Annotated in this window: 28 protein-coding genes; 16 read left to right on the top strand and 12 right to left on the bottom strand. The window is 60.9% G+C overall.

The genetic code is table 11. The features are described from left to right. Positions 1-11: 11 nt before the first annotated feature. Genes ctaD through O9K64_RS11685 form a run of 4 tightly spaced genes read left to right on the top strand, consistent with a single transcriptional unit; the run spans position 12 to position 3,269 of the window. Entirely contained in the window at positions 12-1,622 is a 1,611-nt protein-coding gene (gene ctaD / locus O9K64_RS11700) for a cytochrome c oxidase subunit I (protein WP_275098252.1), read from the top strand. Beyond that, positions 1,619-1,759 carry a hypothetical protein gene (locus O9K64_RS11695; protein WP_275098251.1) on the top strand — a complete coding sequence of 47 codons (141 nt, stop codon included), beginning with the start codon at positions 1,619-1,621 and terminating at the stop codon, positions 1,757-1,759. Before ctaD ends, O9K64_RS11695 begins: the two co-directional genes overlap by 4 nt. Next, positions 1,756-2,367 carry a cytochrome c oxidase assembly protein gene (locus tag O9K64_RS11690; RefSeq protein WP_275098250.1) on the top strand — a complete coding sequence of 204 codons (612 nt, stop codon included), beginning with the start codon at positions 1,756-1,758 and terminating at the stop codon, positions 2,365-2,367. Before O9K64_RS11695 ends, O9K64_RS11690 begins: the two co-directional genes overlap by 4 nt. Positions 2,368-2,396: 29 nt before the next feature. Next, complete coding sequence (locus tag O9K64_RS11685; RefSeq protein WP_275098248.1) at positions 2,397-3,269, top strand: cytochrome c oxidase subunit 3; 873 nt, start codon at positions 2,397-2,399, stop codon at positions 3,267-3,269. Between the two features lie 256 nt (positions 3,270-3,525). On the opposite strand, the gene O9K64_RS11680 is transcribed toward O9K64_RS11685, so the two are convergent. After that, positions 3,526-3,741 (bottom strand): twin transmembrane helix small protein, encoded by a 216-nt coding sequence (locus tag O9K64_RS11680; protein WP_260292871.1) that lies wholly within the window; start codon positions 3,739-3,741, stop codon positions 3,526-3,528. Positions 3,742-4,035: 294 nt separating this feature from the next. Here O9K64_RS11680 and O9K64_RS11675 point away from each other — a divergent pair, with 294 nt between their 5' ends. From O9K64_RS11675 to cyoE, 3 genes are read left to right on the top strand one after another with little or no spacing between them, the layout of a single operon-like run. Continuing rightward, complete coding sequence (locus O9K64_RS11675) at positions 4,036-4,755, top strand: SURF1 family protein (RefSeq protein ID WP_275098247.1); 720 nt, start codon at positions 4,036-4,038, stop codon at positions 4,753-4,755. Beyond that, entirely contained in the window at positions 4,755-5,384 is a 630-nt protein-coding gene (locus tag O9K64_RS11670; RefSeq protein WP_275098246.1) for a hypothetical protein, read from the top strand. Before O9K64_RS11675 ends, O9K64_RS11670 begins: the two co-directional genes overlap by 1 nt. Next, positions 5,371-6,288, top strand: coding sequence for a heme o synthase (gene cyoE / locus O9K64_RS11665; protein WP_275098245.1), 918 nt, complete (start codon positions 5,371-5,373; stop codon positions 6,286-6,288). Before O9K64_RS11670 ends, cyoE begins: the two co-directional genes overlap by 14 nt. 4 nt (positions 6,289-6,292) lie before the next feature. Here the strand turns inward: cyoE and O9K64_RS11660 are convergent, their stop codons facing one another. Next, the gene (locus O9K64_RS11660) at positions 6,293-7,663 is read right to left on the bottom strand and encodes a cbb3-type cytochrome c oxidase subunit I (protein WP_275098244.1); all 1,371 of its coding nucleotides are present in this window, start codon (positions 7,661-7,663) and stop codon (positions 6,293-6,295) included. A gap of 75 nt (positions 7,664-7,738) precedes the next feature. Between O9K64_RS11660 and O9K64_RS11655 the strand changes: the two genes are divergently transcribed. From O9K64_RS11655 to O9K64_RS11645, 3 genes are all read left to right on the top strand, one after another. Continuing rightward, complete coding sequence (locus tag O9K64_RS11655; RefSeq protein WP_275098243.1) at positions 7,739-8,767, top strand: COX15/CtaA family protein; 1,029 nt, start codon at positions 7,739-7,741, stop codon at positions 8,765-8,767. A 228-nt stretch (positions 8,768-8,995) separates the two neighbouring features. Beyond that, a complete protein-coding gene (locus tag O9K64_RS11650) occupies positions 8,996-9,655 on the top strand; it encodes an SCO family protein (RefSeq protein ID WP_275098242.1) in 660 nt (219 codons plus the stop codon). Between the two features lie 31 nt (positions 9,656-9,686). Further along, a complete protein-coding gene (locus O9K64_RS11645; RefSeq protein WP_275098241.1) occupies positions 9,687-10,379 on the top strand; it encodes a sulfite exporter TauE/SafE family protein in 693 nt (230 codons plus the stop codon). 113 nt (positions 10,380-10,492) lie between these two features. On the opposite strand, the gene O9K64_RS11640 is transcribed toward O9K64_RS11645, so the two are convergent. Continuing rightward, on the bottom strand, positions 10,493-11,005 hold the full coding sequence (locus tag O9K64_RS11640; protein ID WP_275098240.1) for a hypothetical protein: 513 nt from the start codon (positions 11,003-11,005) through the stop codon (positions 10,493-10,495). A gap of 303 nt (positions 11,006-11,308) precedes the next feature. Between O9K64_RS11640 and O9K64_RS11635 the strand changes: the two genes are divergently transcribed. The 5 genes from O9K64_RS11635 to O9K64_RS11615 all read left to right on the top strand — a co-directional run bounded on the left by O9K64_RS11635 (position 11,309) and on the right by O9K64_RS11615 (position 16,103). Beyond that, on the top strand, positions 11,309-12,550 hold the full coding sequence (locus tag O9K64_RS11635; RefSeq protein WP_335342279.1) for an amino acid ABC transporter substrate-binding protein: 1,242 nt from the start codon (positions 11,309-11,311) through the stop codon (positions 12,548-12,550). A 64-nt stretch (positions 12,551-12,614) separates the two neighbouring features. Continuing rightward, positions 12,615-13,514, top strand: a complete 900-nt coding sequence (locus O9K64_RS11630; protein WP_275098239.1) for a branched-chain amino acid ABC transporter permease — start codon at positions 12,615-12,617, stop codon at positions 13,512-13,514. After that, entirely contained in the window at positions 13,511-14,506 is a 996-nt protein-coding gene (locus O9K64_RS11625; RefSeq protein WP_275098238.1) for a branched-chain amino acid ABC transporter permease, read from the top strand. The genes O9K64_RS11630 and O9K64_RS11625 overlap by 4 nt, the downstream gene beginning before the upstream one ends. Continuing rightward, positions 14,503-15,246, top strand: coding sequence for an ABC transporter ATP-binding protein (locus O9K64_RS11620; protein ID WP_275098237.1), 744 nt, complete (start codon positions 14,503-14,505; stop codon positions 15,244-15,246). The genes O9K64_RS11625 and O9K64_RS11620 overlap by 4 nt, the downstream gene beginning before the upstream one ends. Next, a complete protein-coding gene (locus O9K64_RS11615; RefSeq protein ID WP_275098236.1) occupies positions 15,243-16,103 on the top strand; it encodes an ABC transporter ATP-binding protein in 861 nt (286 codons plus the stop codon). The genes O9K64_RS11620 and O9K64_RS11615 overlap by 4 nt, the downstream gene beginning before the upstream one ends. A 17-nt stretch (positions 16,104-16,120) precedes the next feature. On the opposite strand, the gene O9K64_RS11610 is transcribed toward O9K64_RS11615, so the two are convergent. After that, positions 16,121-16,279, bottom strand: coding sequence for a hypothetical protein (locus O9K64_RS11610; protein ID WP_275098235.1), 159 nt, complete (start codon positions 16,277-16,279; stop codon positions 16,121-16,123). 143 nt (positions 16,280-16,422) lie between these two features. Here O9K64_RS11610 and O9K64_RS11605 point away from each other — a divergent pair, with 143 nt between their 5' ends. Further along, a complete protein-coding gene (locus tag O9K64_RS11605) occupies positions 16,423-17,118 on the top strand; it encodes a hypothetical protein (protein ID WP_275098234.1) in 696 nt (231 codons plus the stop codon). 225 nt (positions 17,119-17,343) lie between these two features. Here O9K64_RS11605 and O9K64_RS11600 read toward each other — a convergent pair whose 3' ends face one another. The 8 genes from O9K64_RS11600 to ccoO all read right to left on the bottom strand — a co-directional run bounded on the left by O9K64_RS11600 (position 17,344) and on the right by ccoO (position 24,769). Then, positions 17,344-17,664, bottom strand: a complete 321-nt coding sequence (locus O9K64_RS11600; RefSeq protein WP_275098233.1) for a hypothetical protein — start codon at positions 17,662-17,664, stop codon at positions 17,344-17,346. A gap of 36 nt (positions 17,665-17,700) precedes the next feature. Then, positions 17,701-17,940: a cbb3-type cytochrome oxidase assembly protein CcoS gene (ccoS, locus tag O9K64_RS11595; protein WP_275098232.1), complete on the bottom strand. Its 240-nt coding sequence runs from the start codon at positions 17,938-17,940 to the stop codon at positions 17,701-17,703. Between the two features lie 45 nt (positions 17,941-17,985). Then, positions 17,986-20,457 (bottom strand): heavy metal translocating P-type ATPase, encoded by a 2,472-nt coding sequence (locus tag O9K64_RS11590; protein WP_275098231.1) that lies wholly within the window; start codon positions 20,455-20,457, stop codon positions 17,986-17,988. After that, the gene (locus O9K64_RS11585) at positions 20,454-20,972 is read right to left on the bottom strand and encodes a FixH family protein (RefSeq protein ID WP_275098230.1); all 519 of its coding nucleotides are present in this window, start codon (positions 20,970-20,972) and stop codon (positions 20,454-20,456) included. Before O9K64_RS11585 ends, O9K64_RS11590 begins: the two co-directional genes overlap by 4 nt. Before the next feature lie 65 nt (positions 20,973-21,037). Then, positions 21,038-22,468, bottom strand: coding sequence for a cytochrome c oxidase accessory protein CcoG (gene ccoG / locus O9K64_RS11580; protein WP_275098229.1), 1,431 nt, complete (start codon positions 22,466-22,468; stop codon positions 21,038-21,040). Positions 22,469-23,039: 571 nt separating this feature from the next. Next, positions 23,040-23,882: a cytochrome-c oxidase, cbb3-type subunit III gene (gene ccoP, locus O9K64_RS11575; RefSeq protein ID WP_275098228.1), complete on the bottom strand. Its 843-nt coding sequence runs from the start codon at positions 23,880-23,882 to the stop codon at positions 23,040-23,042. After that, a complete protein-coding gene (locus O9K64_RS11570) occupies positions 23,872-24,084 on the bottom strand; it encodes a cbb3-type cytochrome c oxidase subunit 3 (protein ID WP_275098227.1) in 213 nt (70 codons plus the stop codon). The genes ccoP and O9K64_RS11570 overlap by 11 nt, the downstream gene beginning before the upstream one ends. Then, positions 24,077-24,769, bottom strand: coding sequence for a cytochrome-c oxidase, cbb3-type subunit II (gene ccoO, locus O9K64_RS11565; RefSeq protein ID WP_275098226.1), 693 nt, complete (start codon positions 24,767-24,769; stop codon positions 24,077-24,079). The genes O9K64_RS11570 and ccoO overlap by 8 nt, the downstream gene beginning before the upstream one ends. Positions 24,770-24,772 lie beyond the last annotated feature (3 nt).

Raw genomic sequence — 24,772 nt, 5'->3', positions numbered from 1 at the left:
AGTAGAGGAACATGAGCCATACCAGCACCCTGCATGACGCCCCCCACCATCACGCCAACCCGACGGGATGGCGGCGCTGGCTGTTCAGCACCAATCACAAGGATATCGGCACCCTCTACCTGCTGTTCGCCCTGGCGATGCTATTCATGGGCGGCGCCAGCGCCATGCTGATCCGCGCCGAACTGTTTCAACCCGGCATCCAGTTGCTGGATCCCGACCTGTATAACAACCTGGTGACCAACCACGCCCTGCTGATGATCTTCGGCGCGGTGATGCCGGCCGCCGCCGGCCTGGCCAACTGGATGATCCCGCTGATGATCGGCGCCCCGGACATGGCGCTGCCGCGGATGAACAATCTCAGCTTCTGGATCCTGCCGGCGGCCGGCACCATGCTGATCCTCTCGTTCGTGGTCCCCTTCTTCCCCGGTGGCGGCAGCCAGATCAATACCGGCTGGACCCTCTATCCCCCGCTGTCCGTCCAGGTCGGCATGTCCATGGACTTCCTGATCTTCGCCATCCACCTGCTGGGCATCTCCTCGGTGCTGGCGTCGATCAACATCATCGTCACCCTGCTCAACATGCGCGCACCTGGCATGACCCTGATGAAAATGCCGATCTTCTGCTGGACCTGGCTGGTCACCGCCTTCCTGCTGATCCTGGTGGTCCCGGTGCTGGCCGGCGGCGTCACCATGCTGCTGTTCGACCGCCACTTCGGCACCAGTTTCTTCGATGCCGCCGGCGGCGGCGATCCGGTGCTGTTCCAGCACCTGTTCTGGTTCTTCGGCCATCCCGAGGTCTACGTGCTGCTGCTACCCTCCATCGGCGTGCTCTCCCACGTGATACCCACGTTCGCCCGCAAACCCCTGTTCGGCTACAAGTCGATGGTCGGCGCCATGATCGCGGTGGGCACCATCGGTATGGTGGTGTGGGCCCATCACCAGTACACCATCGGCATGTCGCTGGGCGCGGTCAGTTATTTCATGATCGGCACCATCATCATCTCCATCCCGGTCGGGCTGATGATCTTCAACTTCATCGCCACCATGTGGCGCGGTGCCATGACCTTCGAGACACCGATGCTGTTCGCGGTGGCCATTATCCTGATGTTTACCTTCGGCGGACTTAGCGGCGTGATGCTGGCGGTGGTGCCGGCGGACATGCAGTACCACGACAGCATGTTCGTGGTGGCCCATTTCCATTATGTGCTGATGCCGGGCGCCGTGTTCGGGCTGTTTGCCGGGGTGTTCTACTGGCTGCCCAAGTGGACCGGCCACATGTATGACGAACGGCTGGGCAAGCTCTTTTTCTGGATCAACGTCACCGGCTTCAATCTCACCTTCTTCCCCCAGCATTTCCTCGGCCTGGCCGGCATGCCGCGGCGGATCATCGACTACAACGTCATGTTCACCGAATTCAACGTCATCTCCAGTATCGGCGCGATGATCTTCGGTTTCAGTCATCTACTGCTGCTCTACATCGTCATCAAGACCATCCGCGGCGGCGAGCCGGCCACCAGCCGGGTCTGGGAAGGCGCGCGGGGCCTGGAGTGGGAGGTGGCCTCACCGCCGCCCTTCCACACCTGGGAGACGCCGCCGCTGATCCGCCAGGAGCAGTCCGCATGAACCCGCACGACCCGCAACTGCGACGGAAAAATATACGCCTGGCACTGATCCTGGGTGGCTTCGCCCTGCTGGTGCTGATCACCTCGTTTCCGTTCTGGCAGAACATCTTCCAGGTATTGGGAGAGGTGGCGAAATGAACCCCGCGGCCCAGGCACGCAACAAACGACGCACCGTCTGGCTGCTGTCGCTGCTGGTGCTTGGCATGTTCGGCTTCGGTTTTGCCCTGATGCCGCTCTATGATCTGCTCTGCCAGGTGACCGGCATCCAGTCCGTCAGCCTGCGCAGTGCCGGTGAGGCGGTGGCCGAGCCGCTGTCAATCCGTGAGGATTCGCGCCTGATCACCATCAAGTTCGACACCTCGGTGCACCCCAACCTGCCCTGGGATTTTCAGCCGCTGGAGCGCCACCTGCAGGTGCATCCCGGCAAGCTCTATCAAGTCAACTTTGCCGCCCGCAACCGCAGCAGCGCATCGGTTACCGGTCAGGCCATCCCCAGTGTGGCGCCCTGGCAGGCCACCGCGTTCCTGAACAAGCTGGAGTGCTTCTGCTTCAACCGGCAGACCCTGGCGGGCGGCGCGTCGGTCGAGATGCCGTTGCGTTTCATGATCTCCCCGGATCTGCCGCCGGAGATCCGCTCCCTGACACTCTCCTACAGCCTCATGAAACCGGAAACCCCAGCACCTGAATTAGCACCTGAATTAGCGCCCGAATCAGCGCCTGAATCAGCCAGGCATGAGAAGGGTTGACCCCCTATCACCACATCAGGATCGAGACCATGTCATCGACAGAGCAACAGACAGCCTACTTCATCCCTGAACCCAGCCCCTGGCCCATCGTCGGCATGGTCTCGCTACTGACCACGCTGATCGGCGCGGCACTGACCATGAACGGGGTGGCGGTGGGGAGATATCTCGTCATCGGCGGCCTGCTGCTGTTTGCCTACCTGCTGTTCGGCTGGTTTCGTGACGTGATTGCCGAGAATCTGGCCGATCGCTACAACCGGCAGGTGGACCGCTCCTTCCGCATGGGCATGTTCTGGTTCATCGCCTCCGAGGTGTTCTTCTTCCTCGCCTTCTTCGGCGCCCTGTTCTATATCCGCAACGTCGCCCTGCCCTGGCTCGGCGGCGACGGCTATCTGGGTGCCACCCGGGAGATCCTCTATAGCCAGTTTAATCCGGCCTGGCCGAGTCACGGGCCGGGGGCGCTGGGGGGCGCATTTACCCCCATGGGCGCCTGGGGCATCCCGGCCCTGAACACCCTGCTGCTGCTCTCCAGCGGCGCCACCATCACCTGGGCGCACTGGGGGCTGAAGCAGGACAACCAGAAGACCCTGGTACGCGGCCTGATGGCCACTATCGCCCTCGGTCTGCTGTTTGTGGTCTTTCAGGCGTATGAGTATTTTCACGCCTATGAGGCGTTGAACCTGACCTTGCAGTCGGGCGTCTATGGTTCCACCTTCTATATGCTGACCGGTTTCCACGGATTTCACGTCACCATGGGCGCGATCATGCTGATGGCCATCCTCGGGCGCAGCATGAAGGGACACTTCAGTGCCCACAACCACTTCGCCTTCGAGGCGGTGGCCTGGTACTGGCATTTCGTGGACGTGGTCTGGCTGGGTCTGTTTATCTTTGTCTACTGGTTCTAGTACTACATCAATTTGATAAAGCATTTTTGTAGGGTGAGGAGTGGTACAAGAATGTACGGTTTGCGGACCGGAGGATGGCATACGCCTGCCGGCTTCTTCACCCGCAAAACTACAACCCGTAGGATGCGGTGAGTAAAACGAACCGCATCGGTCCAGCGGCCAGCAAATGATGCGGTTCGCAAGCTCACCGGCATCCTACCCCGAATACCGGTCATAGGGCGCCCCGTGGACGACGTAAGACCCTATCCGCGGGCACCTATACCCCGTGCGGTTGCAACATGCCGGTGAAATAGCCGAGCAGGAGCAGGGAGAAGAGCACAAACGAGAGGACGATACGAACGGTCAGCGCCTTTACTACCCGGGTCTTGTCGTTTTTTCCATCATCCTTGGCCAGGTAATACATACCCTGGAAGAGTGAAAACAGTATAAAGACGAGAACCAGAATGATCGGCAACTTGAAAATAATATCCATGACGTCCTCTCTTCTCCCGTGGGAATCATCAACCGGGCAAGCATTAGCTTCGGGTCAATATCCACACAGGGGTTTGCCGCCGTCGGCTGATCAGCCGGCGCGGACCTTTAAAACAGGAGCAATTTCACCAATTTGTGCCACTATTTTAAAGGCCACTATTTCAAAAGCCACTATTTTAAAAGAGGCTATCGGATAGATCCCCTGGATCTCTCCGATTGCCGAATTACAACCGGGGCACGGGACAGCCACGCTACACCCATCCCCATACTATAGACCGCCATGCAGATACCAACATTGCGATTTCAGCCACATCCGATTCCCACACTGCTGTTACTGTTGGTGCTGCTGCCGCTGTTCGTTGGACTCGGTTTCTGGCAACTGGATCGCGCCCAACAGAAACGCACCACCGCCGACACCATGGAAACCCGGCGCAAACTTCCACCCCTGGCCATCCCCAACGAACAGGCGACCGCTGAAGCGCTGGAGTTCCGCACGCTCTCGGTCAGCGGCCACTTTGTCCCGGCCGGACAGCTGCTGATCACCAATCGCAAGCATCTCGGCAAACCGGGATTTCATGTCATCACGCCGTTGCGCCTGCTCGGCAGTGACCGGCATCTGCTGGTCAACCGGGGCTGGGTGGCGGCGGTGAACAACCGCCCACCCGAGCTCGAAACGCCAACCGGGGCCATCACCCTGACCGGTGAAACCAACATACCCTCGGCCCCGGCGATCGAGCTTGCCTTCGATCCGCACGCCTCCACCCTCTGGCCCTTTCTGACCCTGGAAAACTATCGGGCCTGGACCGGGCTGGATATTTTTCCATTTATTATGCTGCAGTCTCCCGACTCCCCGCACGGCTTCGTGCGTGCCTGGACCACAGCCCGGCCCGGCGAGGGGATGCACCTCGGTTATGCAATCCAGTGGTTCGCCTTCGGCCTGCTCTCACTGGCACTCTGGTTGAGACTTTCGCTGACGCGGCTATCCTCTCTGGTAACCGTGGAGGAGAACTGCTGATGCCATCCGTCACCACCGGCCGGTCCTATCTACCACTCGTGCTGCTGGTCCTGCTGTTCGGCCTGCCGCCCGCGGCCGGCTGGATCTACATCATGAATCCACAGTGGCTGCCGGAGAAACAGAAAAACCACGGCACCCTGGTATCGCCACCCCGGCCGCTGCAGTCGCTGAGACTGGAGGATGACCGGCAACAGCTTTTCGACTGGGATACGCTGTCGGGCCAATGGATACTGATATCCCGCAACAGCGGCACCTGTGACAACGACTGTCAACAACAACTGCAGGCGCTGCAGCAGATCAGGCGCGGGCTCGGCGCGGAGCGGCTCCGGGTCGAACGGCTACTGATCCAGGAATCGCCCGCGGCCAGCGGGTCGATGGGCCAAGCGAACGGGCTTGCCGAAGGGGTGCAGATCCTGTTCCTGCCCGCGGATCAACAGGCGCAATTCGACCGCCTTTTTGCGGTGAGCGGAACCGATCACGATAACGCCATCTACCTGGCGGATCCGCACGGCATGTTGATGATGGGCTACAGCGCGAGCAGCCCGAAGAAGGACATCCTTAAAGATCTTGAGACGCTGCTCAAGGCATCACGCAACTGGACCACAGGAGTAAACAATGGCCACGGGTGAACTCACAATCCTGAATCAGGGCGCCATCACCTGGCGTCGTTATTATGAGATGACCAAACCCAAGGTCGTCCTGCTGATCGCCTTTACCGCCCTGGTGGGGATGCTGCTGTCGACCCCCGGGGCGATACCGCTGCAGCCGCTGCTGTTCGGTCTGGCGGGCATCTCCCTGGCCGCCGCCTGCGGCGCGGTGATCAATCACATCCTCGACCAGCGTATCGACGCCCTGATGGAGCGGACCAGCCGACGCCCCATCCCCAGCGGGCACATGGACACCCCGCACGCCGCCAGTTTCGCGCTGCTGCTGGGTGTGGTCTCGATGCTGCTGCTGGTAACCCAGGTGAATCTGCTGACCGCCGGCCTCACCTTCCTCGCACTGATCGGCTACGCCTTCATCTACACCCTCTATCTGAAACGCACCACACCGCAGAACATCGTCTGGGGCGGACTGGCCGGCGCCGCCCCGCCGCTGCTCGGCTGGTGCGCCATCACCAACAACGTACCGCTGGAGGCGTTCCTGTTGTTGTTGATCGTGTTCATCTGGACGCCACCGCACTTCTGGCCATTGGCCATCCACCGCCGCAAGGAGTATGCCCGCGCCAGCATCCCGATGCTGCCGGTGACCCACGGCGTGGCCTTCACCAAGCAGCAGATCCTGCTCTACAGCCTGATGCTGCTGGCGGTTTCCCTGATGCCATTCGTGATCCACATGAGCGGCTATCTCTACCTGGTCGGCGCCTTCTTGCTGGGGGTGGGATTCGTCTACCACGCCTGCGTGCTCTGGCGCAGTGACGACAACCGGCATGCCATGAAGACCTTCGGCTACTCCATTGTCTACCTGAGCCTGCTGTTCACACTGCTGCTGGCGGACCACTACCTGGTCCTGCTGATGCCGGAACTCGGTTAGCAAATCACAGCGGCTCGAGGCCTGCCCGGTCGGCCGTGTGCGCGACCGGCCCCCGCCAGAAGGCCCGCAGCATGATCCAGACGAACAGGATGCCGCCGATCACCGCCAGCAGGCCACCGATGCCCATGACGCCCATGGCCAACTTGGCCTGGATGCTCTCCAGCCCCTGGGCGGCACCGGCGGTCTTGCGCTGGATGCCGAGAAACCCGGAAAATGCCAGACCGGCGATATGCAGTATCTGCCCCACCCCGTAGACGATCGGCTGCGCCGTGGCCAGCCGCCCCTCCACCCGGGCATAACCCAGCGCCGGGAGCAGCAGATAGGCAAAGCCCATCAGGGCCAGGGTCACACCCACGATGGAGCCGTGATAATGGGCCGGTATCACCGTATTGACGCCACGGATCAGCATCGCCAGCACGCCGCCGGCGGCAAACAGCAGCAGCGAGAACCAGAGCGCCAGGCGCAACGGGCGCTCCGCTGCGCTCGCCACCCGACGGTTTTTAAACAGCGCATAAAGCACCAGCAGGCCGACCGGGATAGCCGGTATGCCGCCGCCATACTGCATCAGACGGGTAAAGGCGATGCGCATGCCGGCGGAGACCGGCGCATGATTCAGATAGATGACAAAGGTCCAGAGCACCGGCAGCAGCCCCAGCAGCAGCAGGCCGTTGATCAGCCGCGGCGACACCGCGAGGCGCACGCCGCCGGCACTGAGCAACAGCAGCCAGGCCAGCAGCAGCATCTGGGTATAGGCGAACTGCAGCACATGCCCCGCCCCCCAGAACAGGTACTCGTAATAGGCGACGCCGTCCAGCCCGGCAGGCATGTGCAGCCAGGTGTAGAGCAGCACCGCCGCCGCCATGGCGCAGGCCACCGCCACGGTGAGGGCAACCACGTTCACCAGGCCGCTCTGATCGGCGGTGAGATCCGCCGGGCGGATCGTCAACAGCAGCAGCCCCAGACGCAGCACCACACCGACGCCCACCAGGCCCAGGCCGATGAAGAACAGCGGCCGTTGCAGTACCGGTACATAGTTGTTCATCAGCGGCGCCCCCTCGCCGCTGAAGGCCGCAACGGCGATGGCGAGCGTACCGGCCAGGGTGAGACCGAGGGCGACCCGGGTAATGCCCGGCCGAGGCTCCCGGACCCCGGCCAGGGACCAGATCACCCCGGCCAGGGCCAGCGACCAGATCAATACCGACTGATCCACATGCACCACCAGCGCGGTATGGAAGAAATCGATCCAGGGAAAGAAGCGCTCCATGCCGGGGGCGCGGGAGAGCACCAGCAGGAGGGCGAACAGACCGGCGATGGCCAGCGCCAGCACCCCCAGCTGCAGCCAGCGCCGCGCTTCCCACTGTTGTGTCTGACTCAAGGGTTCAAGCACTTGTCTCCCACCTCTTTGATCTATATAAACAACCTATCCCGGAAAAGGCGCTGATTCACCAAAATGGCCATGCACGACCCGTCACTGACACACGCCCGCTATGCCCTCGCCGTCACCCTGCTGGCGCTACTGGTGATCGTGCTGGGGGCCTATGTCCGGCTCTCCGATGCGGGGCTTGGCTGCCCCGACTGGCCGGGCTGCTATGGTAACCTGATTGCGCCCACCAGCGAACCACAGATCAGCTCCGCCAACAGCGCCTATCCCGGCCGGCCGGTCGAGGTGCACAAGGCGTGGAAGGAGATGGCCCATCGCTATCTGGCCGGCGCCCTGGGACTGGCGATTCTGTTCCTGGCCCTGCTCTCCCTGGGCCGTGGAAAGCCGACCGGATACCCCCGGCTGCTGCCCTGGCTGCTGGTGTTGCTGGTCACCCTGCAGGCCGCCCTCGGCATGTGGACTGTCACTCTACTGGTTAAGCCGGCCATCGTCACCTCCCATCTGCTGGGCGGTTTTATCACCGCCGCGCTGCTCTGGATCCTGACCCTGCGCCTGTACGGCCCTGCGATGAACAGCTATGTCATCCACCGCCCCGGCCGGCTGCTGCTGTTCTCCAGGATCGGCCTGGTGATTCTGCTGCTGCAGATCACCCTGGGTGGCTGGACCAGCACCAACTACGCGGCCATCGGCTGCAGCGAGTTCCCCACCTGCCACTCCGGCCTCTGGTGGCCGGGCATGGATTTCACCCAGGCGTTCACCCTGTGGCACGGCACCGGCATCAATTACGAATACGGCATCCTCGGCGCCGAGGCACGCACCGCCATTCACCTGGTCCACCGCCTGGGTGCGCTGATCACCGCCCTCTATCTGCTGCCGCTGGCGGTACTGCTCTACCGAACCGGGCGGGCAGCCATCACCCAGCGACTGGCCTGGGCCATCGGCCTATTATTGATGTTGCAACTGGGGCTGGGCATCGCCAATGTACTGGGCCATCTGCCACTGCCGGTGGCGGTGGCCCATAACGGCGTCGCCGCCCTGCTGCTGCTGGCCCTGCTGACCCTGAACTGGCAGCTGAAACGCGCCTATAGGATTGAGTGATACAGGAATATAACTACTCAGCCGATCTGCAAGTGATTGGTCTGCCTTGTTGGCCGATCTTGATGGCGCCTCGAATCCGGCCCCGTTTTCAGATTCAAGCCTGCCCTTGTCTGAGCGAAGCGAGTTTGGGCAGGCGCTGAAAATGGGGCCGGATTCGAGGAAACAAGCCATCGTGTGAGGCCGGCAAGGCAGGCCAATCACCCCGTGAATAGTTACATAGGAACAACCATGCAACCGACCAACGGCAATAAACCGAAAAGACCCTGGCTGATCCCGCTCGCCCTCATTTTGATGGCCGTCGGACTGAGCGCCGGTCTGCTCCTCAGACAGGCGGAGCAACCAATGGACAGAGCGGCAGTGCCACAGCTGACCAGCGGTACGCTGATTCCGGACCCCCGGCCGCTCGCCCCCTTCCGCCTGACCACCCATGGCGGTGGCGAGTTCTCCCAGGAGTCGATCAAAGGGGCCTGGCACCTGTTCTCGTTCGGCTACACCCGTTGTCCCGACGTCTGTCCCACCACCCTCGCCCTGCTGGCCCGGCTGGCCGACCACCTGAGACAGGCGTCGCCCGACATGCCGATCAAAACCGCCTTTGTCACTATTGATCCGGAACGTGATACCCAAAAGGTGCTGGCCGATTACGTGACCTATTTCGACCCGGCATTTCTCGGCGTCACCGGCGAGCGGCGGGAACTGGATAAACTAACCCGGCAACTGGGCGTACTGCATGCCCGCGTGGATACGGAAAACAGTGCCATGGGTTATCTCATGGACCACTCCACCGCCATCATCCTGACCAATCCCCAGGGAGAGTTCCAGGCCCTGTTCAGTGCCCCCCACGAGGTCGAGGCCATGGCCCGGGACCTGATCAGAATCACCACGCATTGACGGGTCCGTTCTGGTATCCTTTGCGCCGAACATGGAATTACTCCTCCCCTATTTCAGCGCCTTTATCGTCGGCCTGCTTGGCGGTGTCCACTGCATCGGCATGTGCGGCGGCATTGTCGGCGCCCTCACCTTCGGCCTGCCCGAAGCCAGTCGCGGCTCCGTCGCCGCGCAGTTGCCGTTCCAGCTCTCCTACAACCTGGGCCGCCTGATCAGCTACGCGGTGGCCGGTGCCGTCATGGGGGGACTCGGCCTGCTGCTGGCGGAGCTGATGCCGATCCAGGTTGCACAGCAGGCACTGCTGCTGCTGGCGGGACTGTTCATGGTCCTGCTGGGGCTCTATCTGGCCGGCTGGTGGATGGTGTTAAACCGGGTGGAACGGGTGGGTGGTCTGTTGTGGCGGCGCATCGAACCGCTCGGCCGCAAGCTGATGCCGGTGCAGTCACCGGCCCAGGCGCTGGCAATCGGCATGCTCTGGGGCTGGTTGCCGTGCGGGCTGGTCTACACCATGCTGATCAATGCGGTCGCGTCGGGCGGTGCGCTGCAGGGCGCCGCGCTGATGCTTGCCTTCGCCCTCGGCACCCTGCCCAATCTGCTGGCCATCGGGTTGTTGGCCGGTGCCGCCGCCCGCCTGGCCCGCTCGCAAACGGCACGCAAGGTGGCAGGCGTGACGGTGATGTTGTTCGGCGTCTATACCCTGTGGAGCGCGACGCGGCTGATGTCATAGTTCGTAGGTTGGGGTGAGCTTGCAGACCCCAACGTGATTCCGTCCAGATGCGGGGGTTTGTCCATCACGCCAACCCGTGTACCGGTGAGCACGATTTCGCGGCCATGCCGCTCCTACTCTTCCAGCACCTCGATATCCGGATTCGGATATCGCTCGATCATCCGCGCCGGCAGCTTGTGCTGCGCCGCCTGATGCAGGGCGTCCGACTCCATCAGGATCAGCACCAGCACGATGACCATCACCGGCAGCACCCCGGTCCCGCCGATCATCGCCATCACCGCCACCTGTTTCATCCCGAAATAGGTAAATCCCACCCAGCCGAGGAAGGCGATGAAACCGAACACGCTCAAGGTCAAGATAAAGACCCGGCTACGTGCGGCACAGAGCTGCCAGTGGCACATCACATACCAGGAATCGATGGTTTTGGCCCGTTTCGCCCGCCACAGGGTATAGCCGAGCAGCAGAATGGAGACCAGGGGCACCAGGGCGAGCGGCTGCCAGTAAGAACGTACCAGCCCGAGGGAGGCGATGAACCAGAGGATATGGTTGCCCACCAGATTGGTGAGAAAAATCTCATGAGGCACCTTGGCCCGACTGCTCTCCTGCTCACTGATATCAAACTTCATGTCCGCTCCCCCGATAATGGCGACATAAAGTATCACTTGCCGGGGCGGAATGCATCCGGGTGATCCGGACAGGCCGGGCCGGTCCGCCGCTTGCCAGTTGACGCGATGAACGATTGGCTGGCCGCCGGGACGCGCTTGCGTTCCTAGCCGGCTGTTCTACTATGAGAATAATCACCCAACCGGCTGGATGTCGGCCGATGTTTCATCTCCTGATTCGGGACGGACGCTCCAGCAAGCTTTCCAAAACGCTGTCCCACGTATACCGGCCAACCCCAGCCTTCCTCAACAAAGGAGGACCCCACGATGTTCAGGATGACTAAAATCCTGCCGACGCTATGCGCATTCACCCTGGCATGGTCTGCCCTGGCAACTACCAGCGTATATGCCGCGGAGATGATCACCCTGGGTGCCGCCGTCTCCTTTACCGGCAAGTACTCCACCAACGGCATGCACACCAAGAACGGCTACGATCTGGCCGTGGCACGGATCAACGAGACCGGCGGTATCAAGGTGGGCGACAACACCTATGAATTGAAGATCATCTATTACGATGATGAGTCCACCCCGGCGCGCGGTACCCAGCTGATCGAGCGGCTGGTCAACCAGGACAAGGTGAATTTCATCCTGGGGCCCTACAGCTCCGGACTCACCAAGGCGATCGCACCGGTCACCGAGAAGTACCAAGTCCCCATGGTGGAGGGCAACGGCGCCTCGCGCGCCCTGTTCACCCAGGGCTACCGCTATCTGTTCGCGGTCCTCTCCACCTCCGAGCAATACCTTCAATCGGCAGTCGATCTGGCCGCGGAACGTGCGTCCGCCATGGGCAAGGAACCGTCCAGTGTGCGCATCGCCGGCGTGTTTGAAAACGACCCCTTCTCGCAGGATGTCCGTGCCGGGGTGCTGGACGATGCCAAACACCACGGCATGAAGATGGTGATCGACGACAAGCTCCCCCCGGAGATCAACGACATGTCGACCTCGCTGACCAAGGTGCGGGCCCTCAAACCCGACCTGCTGGTGGTCTCGGGGCATGCCAAGGGGGCGGCATTGGCCATTCGCCAGGTGTCTGAGATGAAAATCGATGTGCCGATGCTAGCCCTGACCCACTGCGACTCGGCCCAGGTGATCGACAAATTCGGCAAGACCGCCGAGTACGCGTTGTGTGCCTCCCAGTGGGACCGAACCCTTAGTTACAAAGACGAATGGTTCGGCACCGCCGAGGAGTACGCCCAGCTGTTTGAGGCCACCTATAACTACGCACCGCCCTACCAGGCCGCCGAGAGCACCGCCACGGTACTAACCTTTGTGGATGCCTTTCAGCGTGCCGGCTCGATCGACAAGGAGAAGGTGCGCGACGCCCTCGCCGCCACCGACCGTGAGACCTTCTACGGCCACATCGACTTTGACAATAGCGGCAAGAACATTGCCAAGCCGATGGTGTTGTATCAGGTACAGGATGGCGAATACAAGGTGGTGGCGCCCACCAAGTGGGCCTCGTCCGAGCTGCGCCACCCGACACCGCCCTGGTCACAGTGGCAACCCTGAGGCGGGGGCCGATTAACAACTCCGGGGCATCGGTCGATGCCCCGGATATCATCGGGAGCCTGCCATGGACAACATCACCATTCTGCTCGACGCACCCATCCTGCTGGTGCAACTTCTGCTGGATGGTCTGTTGGCGGGTGCCATTTTTGCCCTCGCGGCCTATGGCATGGCCCTGGTCTGGGGGGTGATGAATATCATCAACGTATCCCAGGGCGAGTACGTCATGCTGGGTGGCTTTGTCACGGTGCTGTTGGCCGAGGCCGGTATCCATCCCATGCTGGGCGTGCCACTGGTGGCCTTGTTGCTGTATCTTCTCGGCTGGCTGATCTATCGGCTGGTGATCTTTCGCATTGTCGACCGCGACCTGTTCATCTCGCTGCTGGCCACCTTCGGCATCAGCATCCTGCTGCAGCAACTGGCTAACCAGATCTTCGGTGCCGACGTGCGCACGGCGGAGGGCGAACTGGGGACCAGTTTCCTGTTCAACGGCATGGTTACCATCGCCCACATCAAGCTGGCCGCGGCACTGATCGCGGTGCTGACCGGCGGTGCGTTGTGGCTGTTTCTGAAAAAGTCACGTCTGGGACAGGCCATCCGGGCGACCGCGCAGAACGCCCGCGCGGCGCGCATCATGGGCATCGACACCGACCGGGTCTATGCCACCACCTTCGCCCTGAATGCCGCCATCTGTGGAGCCGCCGGCGCCCTGGTGGCGATGACCTGGATCATCCATCCCTATTTCGGCCTGGTCTATACCATTCGCTCCTTCATGATCGTGGTGGTGGCCGGGCTGGGGAATCTGCTGGGGGTTATCGCTGCCGGCCTGGGGCTCGGCGCCGCGGAAAACTTTGCCGGGTTTGTGTTGGGGGTGGAGTACCAGGCCGCCTTCGTGTTCACGCTGCTGGTCGTCATTCTGCTGGCCCGCAACCTCCTGTTGGGCCGCAAGCGGCAGTACCTGAAATGAAGCGCGCACCGGTCTACGAATACCTGTTGATAACCGGAATCGGTGTGGCGGCCCTGCTCATCCCCTGGTTGCTGCCCAATTTCATCACCCAGTTCACCTTCCTCTGGGTGATGGTGGTGTTTGCCCTAACCTGGGACCTGCTGGGCGGGCAAATGGGTTACAACTCTTTTGGCAACGTTTTGTTCTTCGGCATCGGTGCTTACGCCTGCGCCGTCGTTCAACGCGATTCCGGGCTGGACTATTTCACCGCCCTCGCACTGGGCCTGCTGTGTGCGGCCCTGCTCAGCACCGCGGTCTCGGCGCTGCTGGGTGCGGGGGTGCTGGGCATGCGCGGTCACTACTTCGCCATCTGCACCCTGGGGCTTGGGGTGGCGGCCGGCGAGATTGCCGGTGGTTGGGAGTATCTCGGGGCCGGCTCGGGCATGGTCACTCCGCAATATCCGGGCGGGATCGGCGAGCGCGACCTGTTTTACTATTTCCTGTCGCTGACCATTACCGGCACGGGCTTCTTTACCTTGCGTCGCTTGTACCAGAGCCGCTTCGGGATCGCCATCAACGCCATCCGCGACGACGAGGACAAGGCGGAGGCGATGGGACTGCACACCACCCGCTACAAGACGGTAGCCTGGTGCGTGGCAGCCTTTTTTCTCGCCCTGACCGGCGGCGCCGTGGGCAACCTGATCGGCTTTATCGACCCACGCGACGTGGCCTTCTCCGGCGCCACCTTCGGCGTCTGGATGATCCTCATGGCCATCCTGGGGGGCAAGGGTACCATCTGGGGCCCGGTGCTGGGCGCGGCCGTGTTTCATCTGACCCAGGAGCTGTTCTGGAATTTCCTGTTCGGCTGGCAGCGGGTGGCCCTGGGCGCCCTCATCGTGTTGATCGTGGTGTTCTTCCCCCAGGGGATCCTGGGTTGGGTGCGTGAAGCCTGGCCCGAGCGGTTCGGCCAGTGTGTGGATACCGACCGCCAGGGTGGCGAGGAGACCCGATGACCACCCTGCTTGAGGTACAGGGGGTCAGCAAACGCTTCGGCGGTATCGTGGCCAATGAGGCGATCAGCCTGAGCGTCCCCGAAGGCGGCATTATCGGGCTGATCGGGCCCAACGGCTCGGGCAAGACCACGCTGTTCAACGCCATCGTTGGTTACTACCCCATCGATGCCGGATCGATCCGCTTTGAAGACCGGGAGATCACCCGGCTGCGGGTGCCGCAGATCGCCCGTCTCGGGTTGCTGCGCACCTTCCAGCAGACCCGTATCTACGGCCGCATGGATTGCGTGCACAACATGCTCATCAGCACACCCCACGCACATCAGGGGCTCTGGAGCATGTTGACTCACTTTCCGCGCGAGGATCGGGAGAAGGCGGAGTCACTGCTCGAATTTGTCGGTCTCTACAGCAAGCGTCACCTGCTGGCGGGGGATCTCTCCTTCGGCCAGCAGAAGCTGCTCGAGTTCGCCATGGCATTAATGAACGAACCCAAACTGTTGCTGCTTGACGAGCCCACAGCGGGCATCAATCCAACCCTGATCAATGGCATCATCGAGCGGCTGCAGCGGGTCAACGAACGGCTCGGCATCACCCTGCTGGTGATCGAACACAATATGAGCGTGATCATGAATCTGGCACAGGAGCTACATTGCCTGTCCCGCGGCCGGCTGCTGGCCTCCGGAACCCCGGAGCAGATACGTACCGACCAACGGGTCATCGATGCCTATCTGGGGGTCCAATGAGCAGGCAGGGCAGCGGCAATTCGCGGCAGGCACTGGGTGAGGTGGAAACCGCACTGTCGGTGGATGACGTGGCACGTGAAGCAGCGCTCATCGCCGCCCGGGGGCCCAAACGCGAGGAGTTGAAGACGCTGGCCGGGGGGGCTCCCCGCCTGAGTATCGAGTCCCTGACCGCCGGCTACGGTCGTATGGAGATCCTGCACCAGATTGACCTGTACGTGGGTCCGGGGCAATCGCTCTGCCTCATCGGCCCCAATGGCGCGGGCAAGTCCACCGTGCTGCATTCAATCTACGGCTTCACCAACATCCGCGGCGGATGCATTTGCATGGGCGACACCGAGATCACCCATCTCAGCCCAAAGGATAAACTGCGCCACGCCCGCATCGCCTATATCCTGCAGGACAACTCGGTGTTCCCCGACATGACGGTGGAGGAAAATCTGAACATGGGAGGCTACCTGTTGAACGACCGCCAGGCGGTGCGTGAGGCCACCGAACGGGTACTGGATAAATATCCCCGCCTGGCGGAGCGGCGACAGCAACGGGCCGGGGTACTGTCCGGCGGCGAGCGGCGGCTGCTGGAGATCTCGCGCGCCTTGATCATGCAACCCGAAGCGCTGCTGGTGGACGAGCCGTCCATCGGACTCGAACCCCGCTATATCGACATGGTATTCGGGATTCTCGACGACCTGCAGCATCAGGATGGCAAAACCATCATACTGGTGGAGCAGAACGCCACCAAGGGTCTGGAGTTTGCCGACATCGGATACGTGCTGGTCTCCGGTCAGGTGGCGCTGGCCGGCCGCGGCGACGAGTTGTTGAAAAACCCCGAGGTGGAACGGCTGTTCCTGGGGGGCTAGGCCAATCAGGCTCAGCCTCATTTCGGCTTGTTGTGCTGTTTCTCCTGGGAGCGGGAGTAGAGGTAGACGATCAGGTTCTTCGACCCGAACATGACCGTGACAAAGCCCAGACCGATCAGAAAACCAGCCCAGGGATGATCCCTCAGCAGGCTGATAAACCAGAGCGTATTACCCATAACCGCAACCCCATATTATCCGCAACCATTGTCGGTTAGAATAACAGCCCGATGTGGTTGGTCGACATGACAATTCACAACGCCCCACGGATATTCAGCCTGTTGTTGAGTCAATGACAGCCGTCCATAAGCAGGTGCAACAGGTGGAACGCAAAATCATTCTTGGCATATTGGCAGTGACCCTGATCGCCTTGGCCGCAGCGATCCTGCTACCGGGTGGTCGCACCGTCGACGAGGATCCCAAACTGCCGTGGAATCTGCGGCTGGATGATCAGGGCACGCTCAGTGTATTCGGTATCGAACTGGGCAGAAGCGACCTGGAGCAGGCCCGCGAAAGCTTCCAGTCCCAGGGCAAGGCCAATCTCTTCCTGACCCCGGACAGCCGTTATATGGTCGAGGTATATTTCCAGCGCATCTATCTCAGCGGCCTCAAGGCCGATGTCGTGCTCACTCTGGATCTCCCGGAGCCTACGGCGGCGCGGATGTTCGCACAGGGCGAACGGATCAGCAACATGGGCAGTGGCACCAAAAAGGTGGAACTCTCCAGCAGCGACATGGAGGCACTGACCCGGGAGAAGATCGCCGTCATTACCTATATACCCGGCGCCGATCTGGATGAGGCGCTGATCAGCGCTCGTTTTGGTGAACCGGATAACAAGATAGCGGAACCGGACGCGCCGGTAATACACTGGCTCTATCCGGCGAAGGGTCTCGACATTGCCGTCAATCCCGAAGGGAAAGAGGTGTTTCAGTATGTCAATCCGGCAGATTTCGACCGGGTGCTGAAGCCGCTACAAAATGAATCAGGCGCCACTGGGTCGGAGTCCGGCCAACTGTAACCGTGCATTAACTACTCACGGGGTGATTGGCCTGCCTTGTTGGCCGATCTTGATGGCGCCTCGAATCCGGCCCCTTTTTCAGATTCAAGCCTGCCCTTGTTTGAGCGAAGCGAGTTTGGGCAGGCGCTGAAAATGGGGCCGGATTCGAGGAGACACGCCATCGTGTGAGGCCGGCAAGGCAGGCCAATCACTTACAGACCGGGTGAGTAGTTACACCGTGCAATATCATGTCGGGCCGGATAACTCCTCACGGATGAAACGCCTCACCAGGCTGTAGCCATTGATGGTCGTCGCCAGCAGCCAGAAGAGGATGACAAACGCCAGCATCAGCGCCGCCGCGCCCATCTGCGGCAGCACCAGCAGCACCGCCGCGGTTATCAGCGTCACCACCAGCGTTACCACCACGGCGCGCCGTATCAGGTCGCGCAGCACGGACTCGGCAGCGGCACGGGTATTCACCCCCGCCTCCAGCAGCGAGCGTCGCAGGGAGTCATAACTGCGCTGCTGCTTCTGTTGCACGCGTCCGAACGGATCATTCAGGTTCATGGGCGAGTCCGCTGTACGGCATGAAAAGTATCAACATCAGGCGCTATCCGCTGGTTTATCCGTTTTGTGCGGAGTGCCGTCCGTCGCTTCCTCATCCTCCGCCGGGGAGCTCTTGATTTCCGTCCGGGTTTCAGTCAGGTCCTCATCCATCAGGATGCGATTGGCCTCTCCTTCCAGGTCCTCGAACTGCCCACTTTTTGCAGCCCAGAAGAAGATCGCCACCCCCACCAGGCCGAGGATCAGCATGCCGGGAATCAAACCGTAGATCACATCCATCCAGCTTCTCCAGTTGCGCTATAGTCGGCCATTATCCCAGGATTATTACCTGCCCTTGAACAGGGTGCGAATGCGTGCCGCATTCCCGATCACCAGCAGTGAGCTGATCGGCATCGAGATGGCAGCCACCAGCGGCGTCACCAATGCTGACATCGCCAGCGGTACCATAATCAGATTATACGCGATGGAGATAGCGATATTCTGGCGAATGGTGCGCAAGGTCCGCCGGGACAGTGACGAGGCCAGCCGCACCTTGTCCAATTCACTGCTCATCAGCACAATATCGGCACTGGCAATGGAGACATCGGTACCCGAGCCCAGCGCTATGCCCACATCGGCCCGCACCAGTGCCGGGGCATCGTTGACCCCGTCACCCACCATCGCCACCCGGTGGTCGTTCCGTTGCAGCCGGTCAATCACCTGATCCTTCTGCTCCGGCAGCACCTCGGCAATCACCGGCATGCCGCCCAGACGGGCCGCAATCGCCTCGGCCGTGCCCTGCCGGTCGCCACTGAGCATGGTGAGTTCCATGGCATCGGACTTGAGATCGGCCACCAATCCCGCCGCATCCTTCCTGATCGGATCTTCCACGCCGATCAGGGCGCGCTCCACACCGTTTACCGCACAGTGCAGGGAACCGCTTCCGACCCGGTCCAGACGCTCCGCCAACTGCCGGAAAGCCGGTTCCGGCACGACACCGTGCTCGCGCAGCCAGGCGGCATTGCCGACCACAACCGCCGCACCCTCGACCAGGGCCGAGACGCCATAACCGGGCCGGTTGACGAAATCCTCCACCTTGAACTGTTGCGGTTTCCAACCGATCGACTCGGCACACGCCGTCAGGGCCGCCGCCACTGGGTGTTCCGAGAACTGCTCAACCGCCAGGAGCTGTCCCAGCAGCTGGTGTATCTCCGCATTGACCGGTTCACCCGGATGCCATTCAGCGGTCCCGGTCCCGATCGTGGTGACCCGCATCGCCCCTTCCGTCAACGTGCCCGTTTTATCGAACACAAAATGATCGATGGAGGAGAACCGCTCCAGCACATCGCCGTTTCTGATCAGGATGCCGTGGCGTGCCCCCAGGCCGGTGGCGACCGCAATGGACATGGGCGTCGCCAGGCCAAAGGCGCAGGGGCAGGTAATGATCAGCACGGCCGTCGCCGCCATCAAGGCGATCTCGAAATCGGTATCCAGCCACCAGAAGAAGGTGGCCGTGGCCAGGCCGATGGTGATGGCGACAAACCAGGGCACGATCCGATCCGCCACACACTGGATCGGCGCCTTGCTCGCCTGCGCCTCCTCCACCAGCCGGATGATGCGCCCGAGGGCGCTATCTTTCAGCAGGCCGGTCACCTCGACCTGCAGTGCACCGTGTCCGTTGATGGTGCCGGCCGAGACCGGCATCCGGGGTGATTTCGCTACCGGGACCGACTCGCCGGTCAGCATCCCCTCATCCACCGCGCTCTGCCCCTGCAACACCACCCCATCGACCGGGATGCGCTCACCGGGTCTGACCAACACCCGGTCACCCTGTTTCACCGAGCGGATGGGGACCACTTTTTCCCCCGCATCCGACAGCAGCGTGGCCACCCGCGGCTGCAGATCCAGCAGGCGCTGGGTCGAGGCCACCGCCTGACGCTTGGATATCGCCTCCAGATAACGCCCGACCAGGATCACAAAAATAAAATTGACCACCGTGTCGTAGTAGACCTCGCCGGTGAGCGAGCCACTCAGCATGACGTAGACCGAGTAGAGATAGGTGATGCCGGCGCCGATGGCAATCGGCACATCCATGCCCAGATGGAGGTGGCGGATGCCGGACCAGGCGCCCCTGAAGAACGGATAGCCCGAATAGACCAGGGTCGGCGTCGCCAGGGCGAAACCGACCCACTGAAACAGGCCGCGGAATTCTCCCCTGTCGGCACCGCTATACAGCGCGATGGAGATCCACAGCAGATTCATCATGGTGAATCCGGCAAAACCCATGCGATAGAGCAGATGCCGGTTTTCACGCCGCAGGCGATCTTCCGCGGCGTCGGGATCGTAAGGTACGGCGGCGTAACCGATCTGTCCCAGGCGGCGGATGATGGACGAGAGTTTCAGGCGGCCGTTGTCCCAGACCACGTGCAGGCGACGCCCGGAGAGGTTGACCCGTGCCTGACTGACACCCGCGAGATTCAGCAGAGAGTGTTCGATCAACCAGACACAGGCGGCGCAGTGGATGCCCTCCACCAGCAGATGGATCTCCCGGGTCTCGCCCAGGTTGTCGACAAACTCCTCCTGCACCTCATCCAGGTCGTAGAGGGCCAGCTCCTTGGGCAGATCGGGCGGCGGTGCCAGCGCCGTACCGTCATACATGCGCTGATAAAACCCTTCAAGGCCGGCGGAATAAATCGCCTCACAGACCGATTTGCAGCCGATACAGCAGAAGCTCCGTTGCTCGCCCTTGATCGGCGACACCACTTCTGCATCCGCCGGAACCGGCAGGGTGCAGTGAAAACACTGTTTCAGACTCAATTGACGCCTGCGCTTACCCTGTGCGACAGATTGTATTCATCGTCCCCACGCTTTGCGCTGATAAGGATATCCCACACCCCCAGGCGGGGAAAACTGATATCGGCTTCATACACACCGGAGTCGGTCGCCTGCATGGGGACCGAGAAGTCCTGTTTGGCATCGGCAGGCCGGTAGGCATGGAAAGTGACCGAATCGGGCGCCACAGGATGGCCGTCCTTGCCGGTAATCCTGACCCCATAGCGCGCCGGCAGGGCCACATCCACACGCTCCGGCGCAATCACTTTCATTTGCCAGCCGGGGTTTCGCGCCTGTCGTTTGAGCATGTTCTTCTCATACTCCTGGCCACGCTCGTAATAGTCGTCCACCACCAGGCCCGGGTTGTTGGTAACGGCCAGGTAGACCATCACCAAATTGGCGGCAACAAATACCACCAGCAAACCGACCCAGCCCTGCACCCAGGGATTGCGCCAGGGAGATTGTTTCTCGGTCATCTCGATCACTTTAACCTCTTGCATCGGTACCCCGGACGTCACCCGGGGGGCCACTGTTTGCCAGTTACATTTAGCGCGCCGCATCGCTCCTACTTTGGAGCAATGAACACACTCTCTCGTTTGCTGCTCAATCGCTCACCGTTGCTGTCAGTGGTCTCGGCAAAAAACACCAACGGTTGAGACTCGGCGGCTATTTTTTCGCGCGGGATACGCACGAACACCGTTCGGGCCGTCACCATGCCCTTACGTGCCGTCACCGGTTCATCCGCACCCACCAGCACCAGCCCTTCAACATCCGGAGCGGTGATGGTCACCTGCAGATCCTCTGTCAGCTTGTTGAGTACTTTGATGGTGTACTTGTTCTGGATGGAGCCATCACTCTGCAGTACATACAGTGGTTGCCGGGAATGAATCACCTTGATCTCGATCGCATCCATGGTCGCCATGCCGTAGCCGATACCGGTCAGCGACAGCAACAGCACCAGACTATAGACCCATACCCGGGGGCGTTTATACAGCGGCCGATCCTCCTTGCCGTTCAACACATCCAGCGACTCATAACGGATCAGGCCCTTGGGTCTGTCCAGTTTTTCCATCACCGCATCGCAGGCGTCGATACAGAGGGCGCAGGTGATACACCCCTCCTGCTGACCCTGACGGATATCCACGCCGGTGGGGCAGACCGCCACGCACTGATTACAGTCGACACAGTCGCCGGTCGTGCGTTGTGCCTCACCGGCCCCCTTTTTCACCCGCCCACGCGGCTCACCGCGATGGAAATCATAGGTAGGAACGGCGGTTGTGTTATCCACCATCACGCCCTGGATGCGGGCATAGGGACAGAGCCAGAAGCAGGTCTGCTCCCGCAGGTAACCGGCCAGGACATAGGTGCCGCCGACAAACAGCGAGATGGTTACCACCCCGGTAACACCGAGGTTAAAGGTGAACAGATTGACCCACAGCTGGTAGGCATCGGTAAACCAGGCCACAAAGGAGATGCCGGTCAGCGCCGATATCACCAGCCACAGGCCGTGCTTGACCGCCTTGATCCTGATCTTGGTAAAGGTGAGCGCCCCCTGATCCAGTTTCTTGCGTTTTTGCGGTGGACCCTCCAGCTTCTCCTCCAGCCAGGTGAAGACATCGGTCCAGACCGTCTGAAAGCAGAAAAAACCGCACCAGACGCGGCCCGCCAGGGCGGTCACCACCGCCAGCAGAATGGCGAAGAACAGCAACAGCAGGGAGAGCATCCAGAAATCCTGCGGCAGGATGGTGACGCCCAGCAGATGGAACTGGCGATTGGGGATGTCGAACAGGATCGCCTGACGGTCATCCCAGCGCAGATAGGGCCCCAGAAAGAACGGCACCCACACCAGGCTGGCGATCCACTTCCAGATCCGCCACTTGCCGGGAACCCGCTTGGCGTGGATCGTCTCTTCCCCGGTATTAATTTCCCAGTGTACCGCCTCCGCGTACAATTCATCGACTACAGCATCATGCCTTGATTGTGGATTGTCGCTCAACGGAATCACTCCTCTAATACCATGCGGGAACTGCCACGCATATCCCATAACCATGCGTCAATCAATCGTTAGGATCTGTCCATAAATAACTACCACATCTTGCTGGTCTTTTCGTCCGCCTTCTGCGTTACGGCAAGACTTAAATAGAACAACTATGCGCGCCTTGCCGTGCCTTGAAGGCAAACGAAAATCCGGCGCAATGCGTAGCAGTTATTTCTTTCCAGATCCTTACTTACCGGGTTTCAGTTTACTGGAAGGGCGGGATGGGAAAAATGCGATTTGTCAATAACAGGCATGTATTATATCACCATTAAAAAAGGGGGTTCACCCCCCTTTTTTATATACTTATGAAACAGAGGGTTACTTCCTGTGGCTCTTCGCATCCTTATTGATCAGCGCATTCACCTTGAAGCCAATATACCCGACGATTACCACGCAAAGTACCACGGCAACCAGGGACCCAACCACTACGGTATCCACATTCATCATATACCTCCCCAGATACAGACTACCTGAATGTTCCCGCCGTATGGAGAACCAATCTCCATACGGCGGGGTTTAACGCACTCCCTTACTGACCACCACCCAGCTTGTACACGTAGACCGCCAGTTTCTTGATCTCACCTGCCGACAGACGATCGCCAAACTTGGGCATTACCGCCTCCCGGCTCAAGGGATCGGAGGTGTCGTTGACACCGTGCCTGATGGTCTGCTTGACACTGGCCAGCTGATCCGCTTCGCTAAAGCGCCAGACGGCGTCGGTCAGATTGGCGGAACCCAGTGCCTGCATACCGCTAGCGTCGGGTCCGTGGCAGGCGAAACACGCCTTCTCCATGTACAGCGGTTCCGCAGCCGGATTACCGGACATCACCGCCGCCGCCAGCTTGTCGACCTCTGCCTCGCTCAACAGCTTGGCGTGTGCGGGCATGATGCCCATCCGCCCGTTGGTGATGGTCTGCTCGATGGTCTCCACAGCGCCGCCATACAGCCAGTCATCATCGGCGATCACCGGATAACCGGGACCACCCTGACCGTTGGAGCCGTGGCAGGCCGCGCAGTTGTCGCCGAACAGCACCTTGGCCGAGGCGATGGTGTAGCTGGAGAGTCCCTCATTGGCGAGGATCTCCTTGGCTGTCATCCCTTGCAGCTGGGTCTCGAATTCGGCACGCACCATCTCGACTTCATCCAGACCCTCTCTGTATTCACCAATCTGGGTCCAGCCCATAATGCCCTTGGTGTACCCGGTTAACCCCGGAATCATGGGATAGAGGATCGCGTAGCCGACCACCCAGAGAATGGAAGCCCAGAAGGCGATCATCCACCAGCGTGGAGGCGGGTTATCCAGCTCCCGCAGATTATCGTCCCAAATATGTCCGGTATTGTTTTCACCCGGAAATGGATTGTTATCCGCCATTTTTATCTCCGCTATTTATCTGTTCGTCATCCATCGGGATATGCTTCTGTTTTTCGAAGTGTTCCCGTTTCTTTGGACGCAAGACATAAACATAAAGACCAAGCATCAGCAGGAAGATGACCACGGTAAGGATGGTACCCACCCAGTCGTTGGTGGTCATCGCCTGAAAGTCCATAGAAAAATAGTCTTTAAGGCTATTCACGATAGACCTTGCTTTCGTCCAGCTTGACCATGGTTCCGAGCACCTGCAGGAAGGCGACTACCGCATCCTCTTCGTTCTTATCCCTCAACAGGTCCGGGGCCGCCTCGATATCCGCTTCGGTATAGGGAACACCGACTCGCTGCATGCCGCGCATATGGGACTGCACGGTTGCGCCGTCCAGCACCGCGTGCTGTAGCCACGGATAGTTGGGCATCACCGATTCGGGTACCACGGAGCGGGGTGCCCGCAGGTGCTTGCGATGCCAGTCATCGGAGTATTTGCCACCCAGTCTGGCGACATCCGGGCCGGTACGCTTGGAGCCCCACTGGAAGGGGTGATCGTACATCGACTCGGAAGCCAGCGAGTAGTGGCCATAACGCTCCTTCTCATCACGGAAGGGACGCACCATCTGGGAGTGACAGAGGTAGCAGCCTTCACGGATGTAGACCTTACGTCCGGCCAGCTCCAGCGCGCTGTATGGACGCATGCCCTCTCCCGGCTGGTGGTCGGCCAGGGCCTGACCGGCCTGCCGCTGCCAGACGATCTCGGGGTTCTTGTTGTGCTCCATGGTGCTGTCCAGATAGAACAGCGGCACGATCTCAACAATACCACCCACACTGAGTGCCAGGGCGAGCACAATCAGTAGGCCCCAGACGTTTCTTTCCATTTTCTCTTGCATTGCCATTTT

The organism is Sedimenticola hydrogenitrophicus (genome assembly GCF_029017505.1).
Classification (GTDB): Bacteria; Pseudomonadota; Gammaproteobacteria; order Chromatiales; family Chromatiaceae; genus Sedimenticola; species Sedimenticola hydrogenitrophicus_A.
This window is presented reverse-complemented; position numbering and strand designations above follow the sequence as displayed.

Coding starts and splice junctions, on each gene's coding strand:
- O9K64_RS11630 (WP_275098239.1), top strand. CDS start 12,615: ATGGACAACATCACCATTCTGCTCGACGCACCCATCCTGCTGGTGCAA.
- O9K64_RS11610 (WP_275098235.1), bottom strand. CDS start 16,279: ATGGGTAATACGCTCTGGTTTATCAGCCTGCTGAGGGATCATCCCTGG.
- O9K64_RS11585 (WP_275098230.1), bottom strand. CDS start 20,972: ATGCAAGAGGTTAAAGTGATCGAGATGACCGAGAAACAATCTCCCTGG.
- O9K64_RS11680 (WP_260292871.1), bottom strand. CDS start 3,741: ATGGATATTATTTTCAAGTTGCCGATCATTCTGGTTCTCGTCTTTATA.
- O9K64_RS11635 (WP_335342279.1), top strand. CDS start 11,309: ATGTTCAGGATGACTAAAATCCTGCCGACGCTATGCGCATTCACCCTG.
- O9K64_RS11645 (WP_275098241.1), top strand. CDS start 9,687: ATGGAATTACTCCTCCCCTATTTCAGCGCCTTTATCGTCGGCCTGCTT.
- O9K64_RS11650 (WP_275098242.1), top strand. CDS start 8,996: ATGCAACCGACCAACGGCAATAAACCGAAAAGACCCTGGCTGATCCCG.
- cyoE (WP_275098245.1), top strand. CDS start 5,371: ATGGCCACGGGTGAACTCACAATCCTGAATCAGGGCGCCATCACCTGG.
- ccoS (WP_275098232.1), bottom strand. CDS start 17,940: ATGGATGTGATCTACGGTTTGATTCCCGGCATGCTGATCCTCGGCCTG.
- ctaD (WP_275098252.1), top strand. CDS start 12: ATGAGCCATACCAGCACCCTGCATGACGCCCCCCACCATCACGCCAAC.
- O9K64_RS11670 (WP_275098246.1), top strand. CDS start 4,755: ATGCCATCCGTCACCACCGGCCGGTCCTATCTACCACTCGTGCTGCTG.
- O9K64_RS11600 (WP_275098233.1), bottom strand. CDS start 17,664: ATGAACCTGAATGATCCGTTCGGACGCGTGCAACAGAAGCAGCAGCGC.
- ccoO (WP_275098226.1), bottom strand. CDS start 24,769: ATGGCAATGCAAGAGAAAATGGAAAGAAACGTCTGGGGCCTACTGATT.
- O9K64_RS11620 (WP_275098237.1), top strand. CDS start 14,503: ATGACCACCCTGCTTGAGGTACAGGGGGTCAGCAAACGCTTCGGCGGT.
- O9K64_RS11685 (WP_275098248.1), top strand. CDS start 2,397: ATGTCATCGACAGAGCAACAGACAGCCTACTTCATCCCTGAACCCAGC.
- O9K64_RS11640 (WP_275098240.1), bottom strand. CDS start 11,005: ATGAAGTTTGATATCAGTGAGCAGGAGAGCAGTCGGGCCAAGGTGCCT.
- O9K64_RS11690 (WP_275098250.1), top strand. CDS start 1,756: ATGAACCCCGCGGCCCAGGCACGCAACAAACGACGCACCGTCTGGCTG.
- O9K64_RS11615 (WP_275098236.1), top strand. CDS start 15,243: ATGAGCAGGCAGGGCAGCGGCAATTCGCGGCAGGCACTGGGTGAGGTG.
- ccoP (WP_275098228.1), bottom strand. CDS start 23,882: ATGGCGGATAACAATCCATTTCCGGGTGAAAACAATACCGGACATATT.
- O9K64_RS11695 (WP_275098251.1), top strand. CDS start 1,619: ATGAACCCGCACGACCCGCAACTGCGACGGAAAAATATACGCCTGGCA.
- O9K64_RS11655 (WP_275098243.1), top strand. CDS start 7,739: ATGGCCATGCACGACCCGTCACTGACACACGCCCGCTATGCCCTCGCC.
- O9K64_RS11625 (WP_275098238.1), top strand. CDS start 13,511: ATGAAGCGCGCACCGGTCTACGAATACCTGTTGATAACCGGAATCGGT.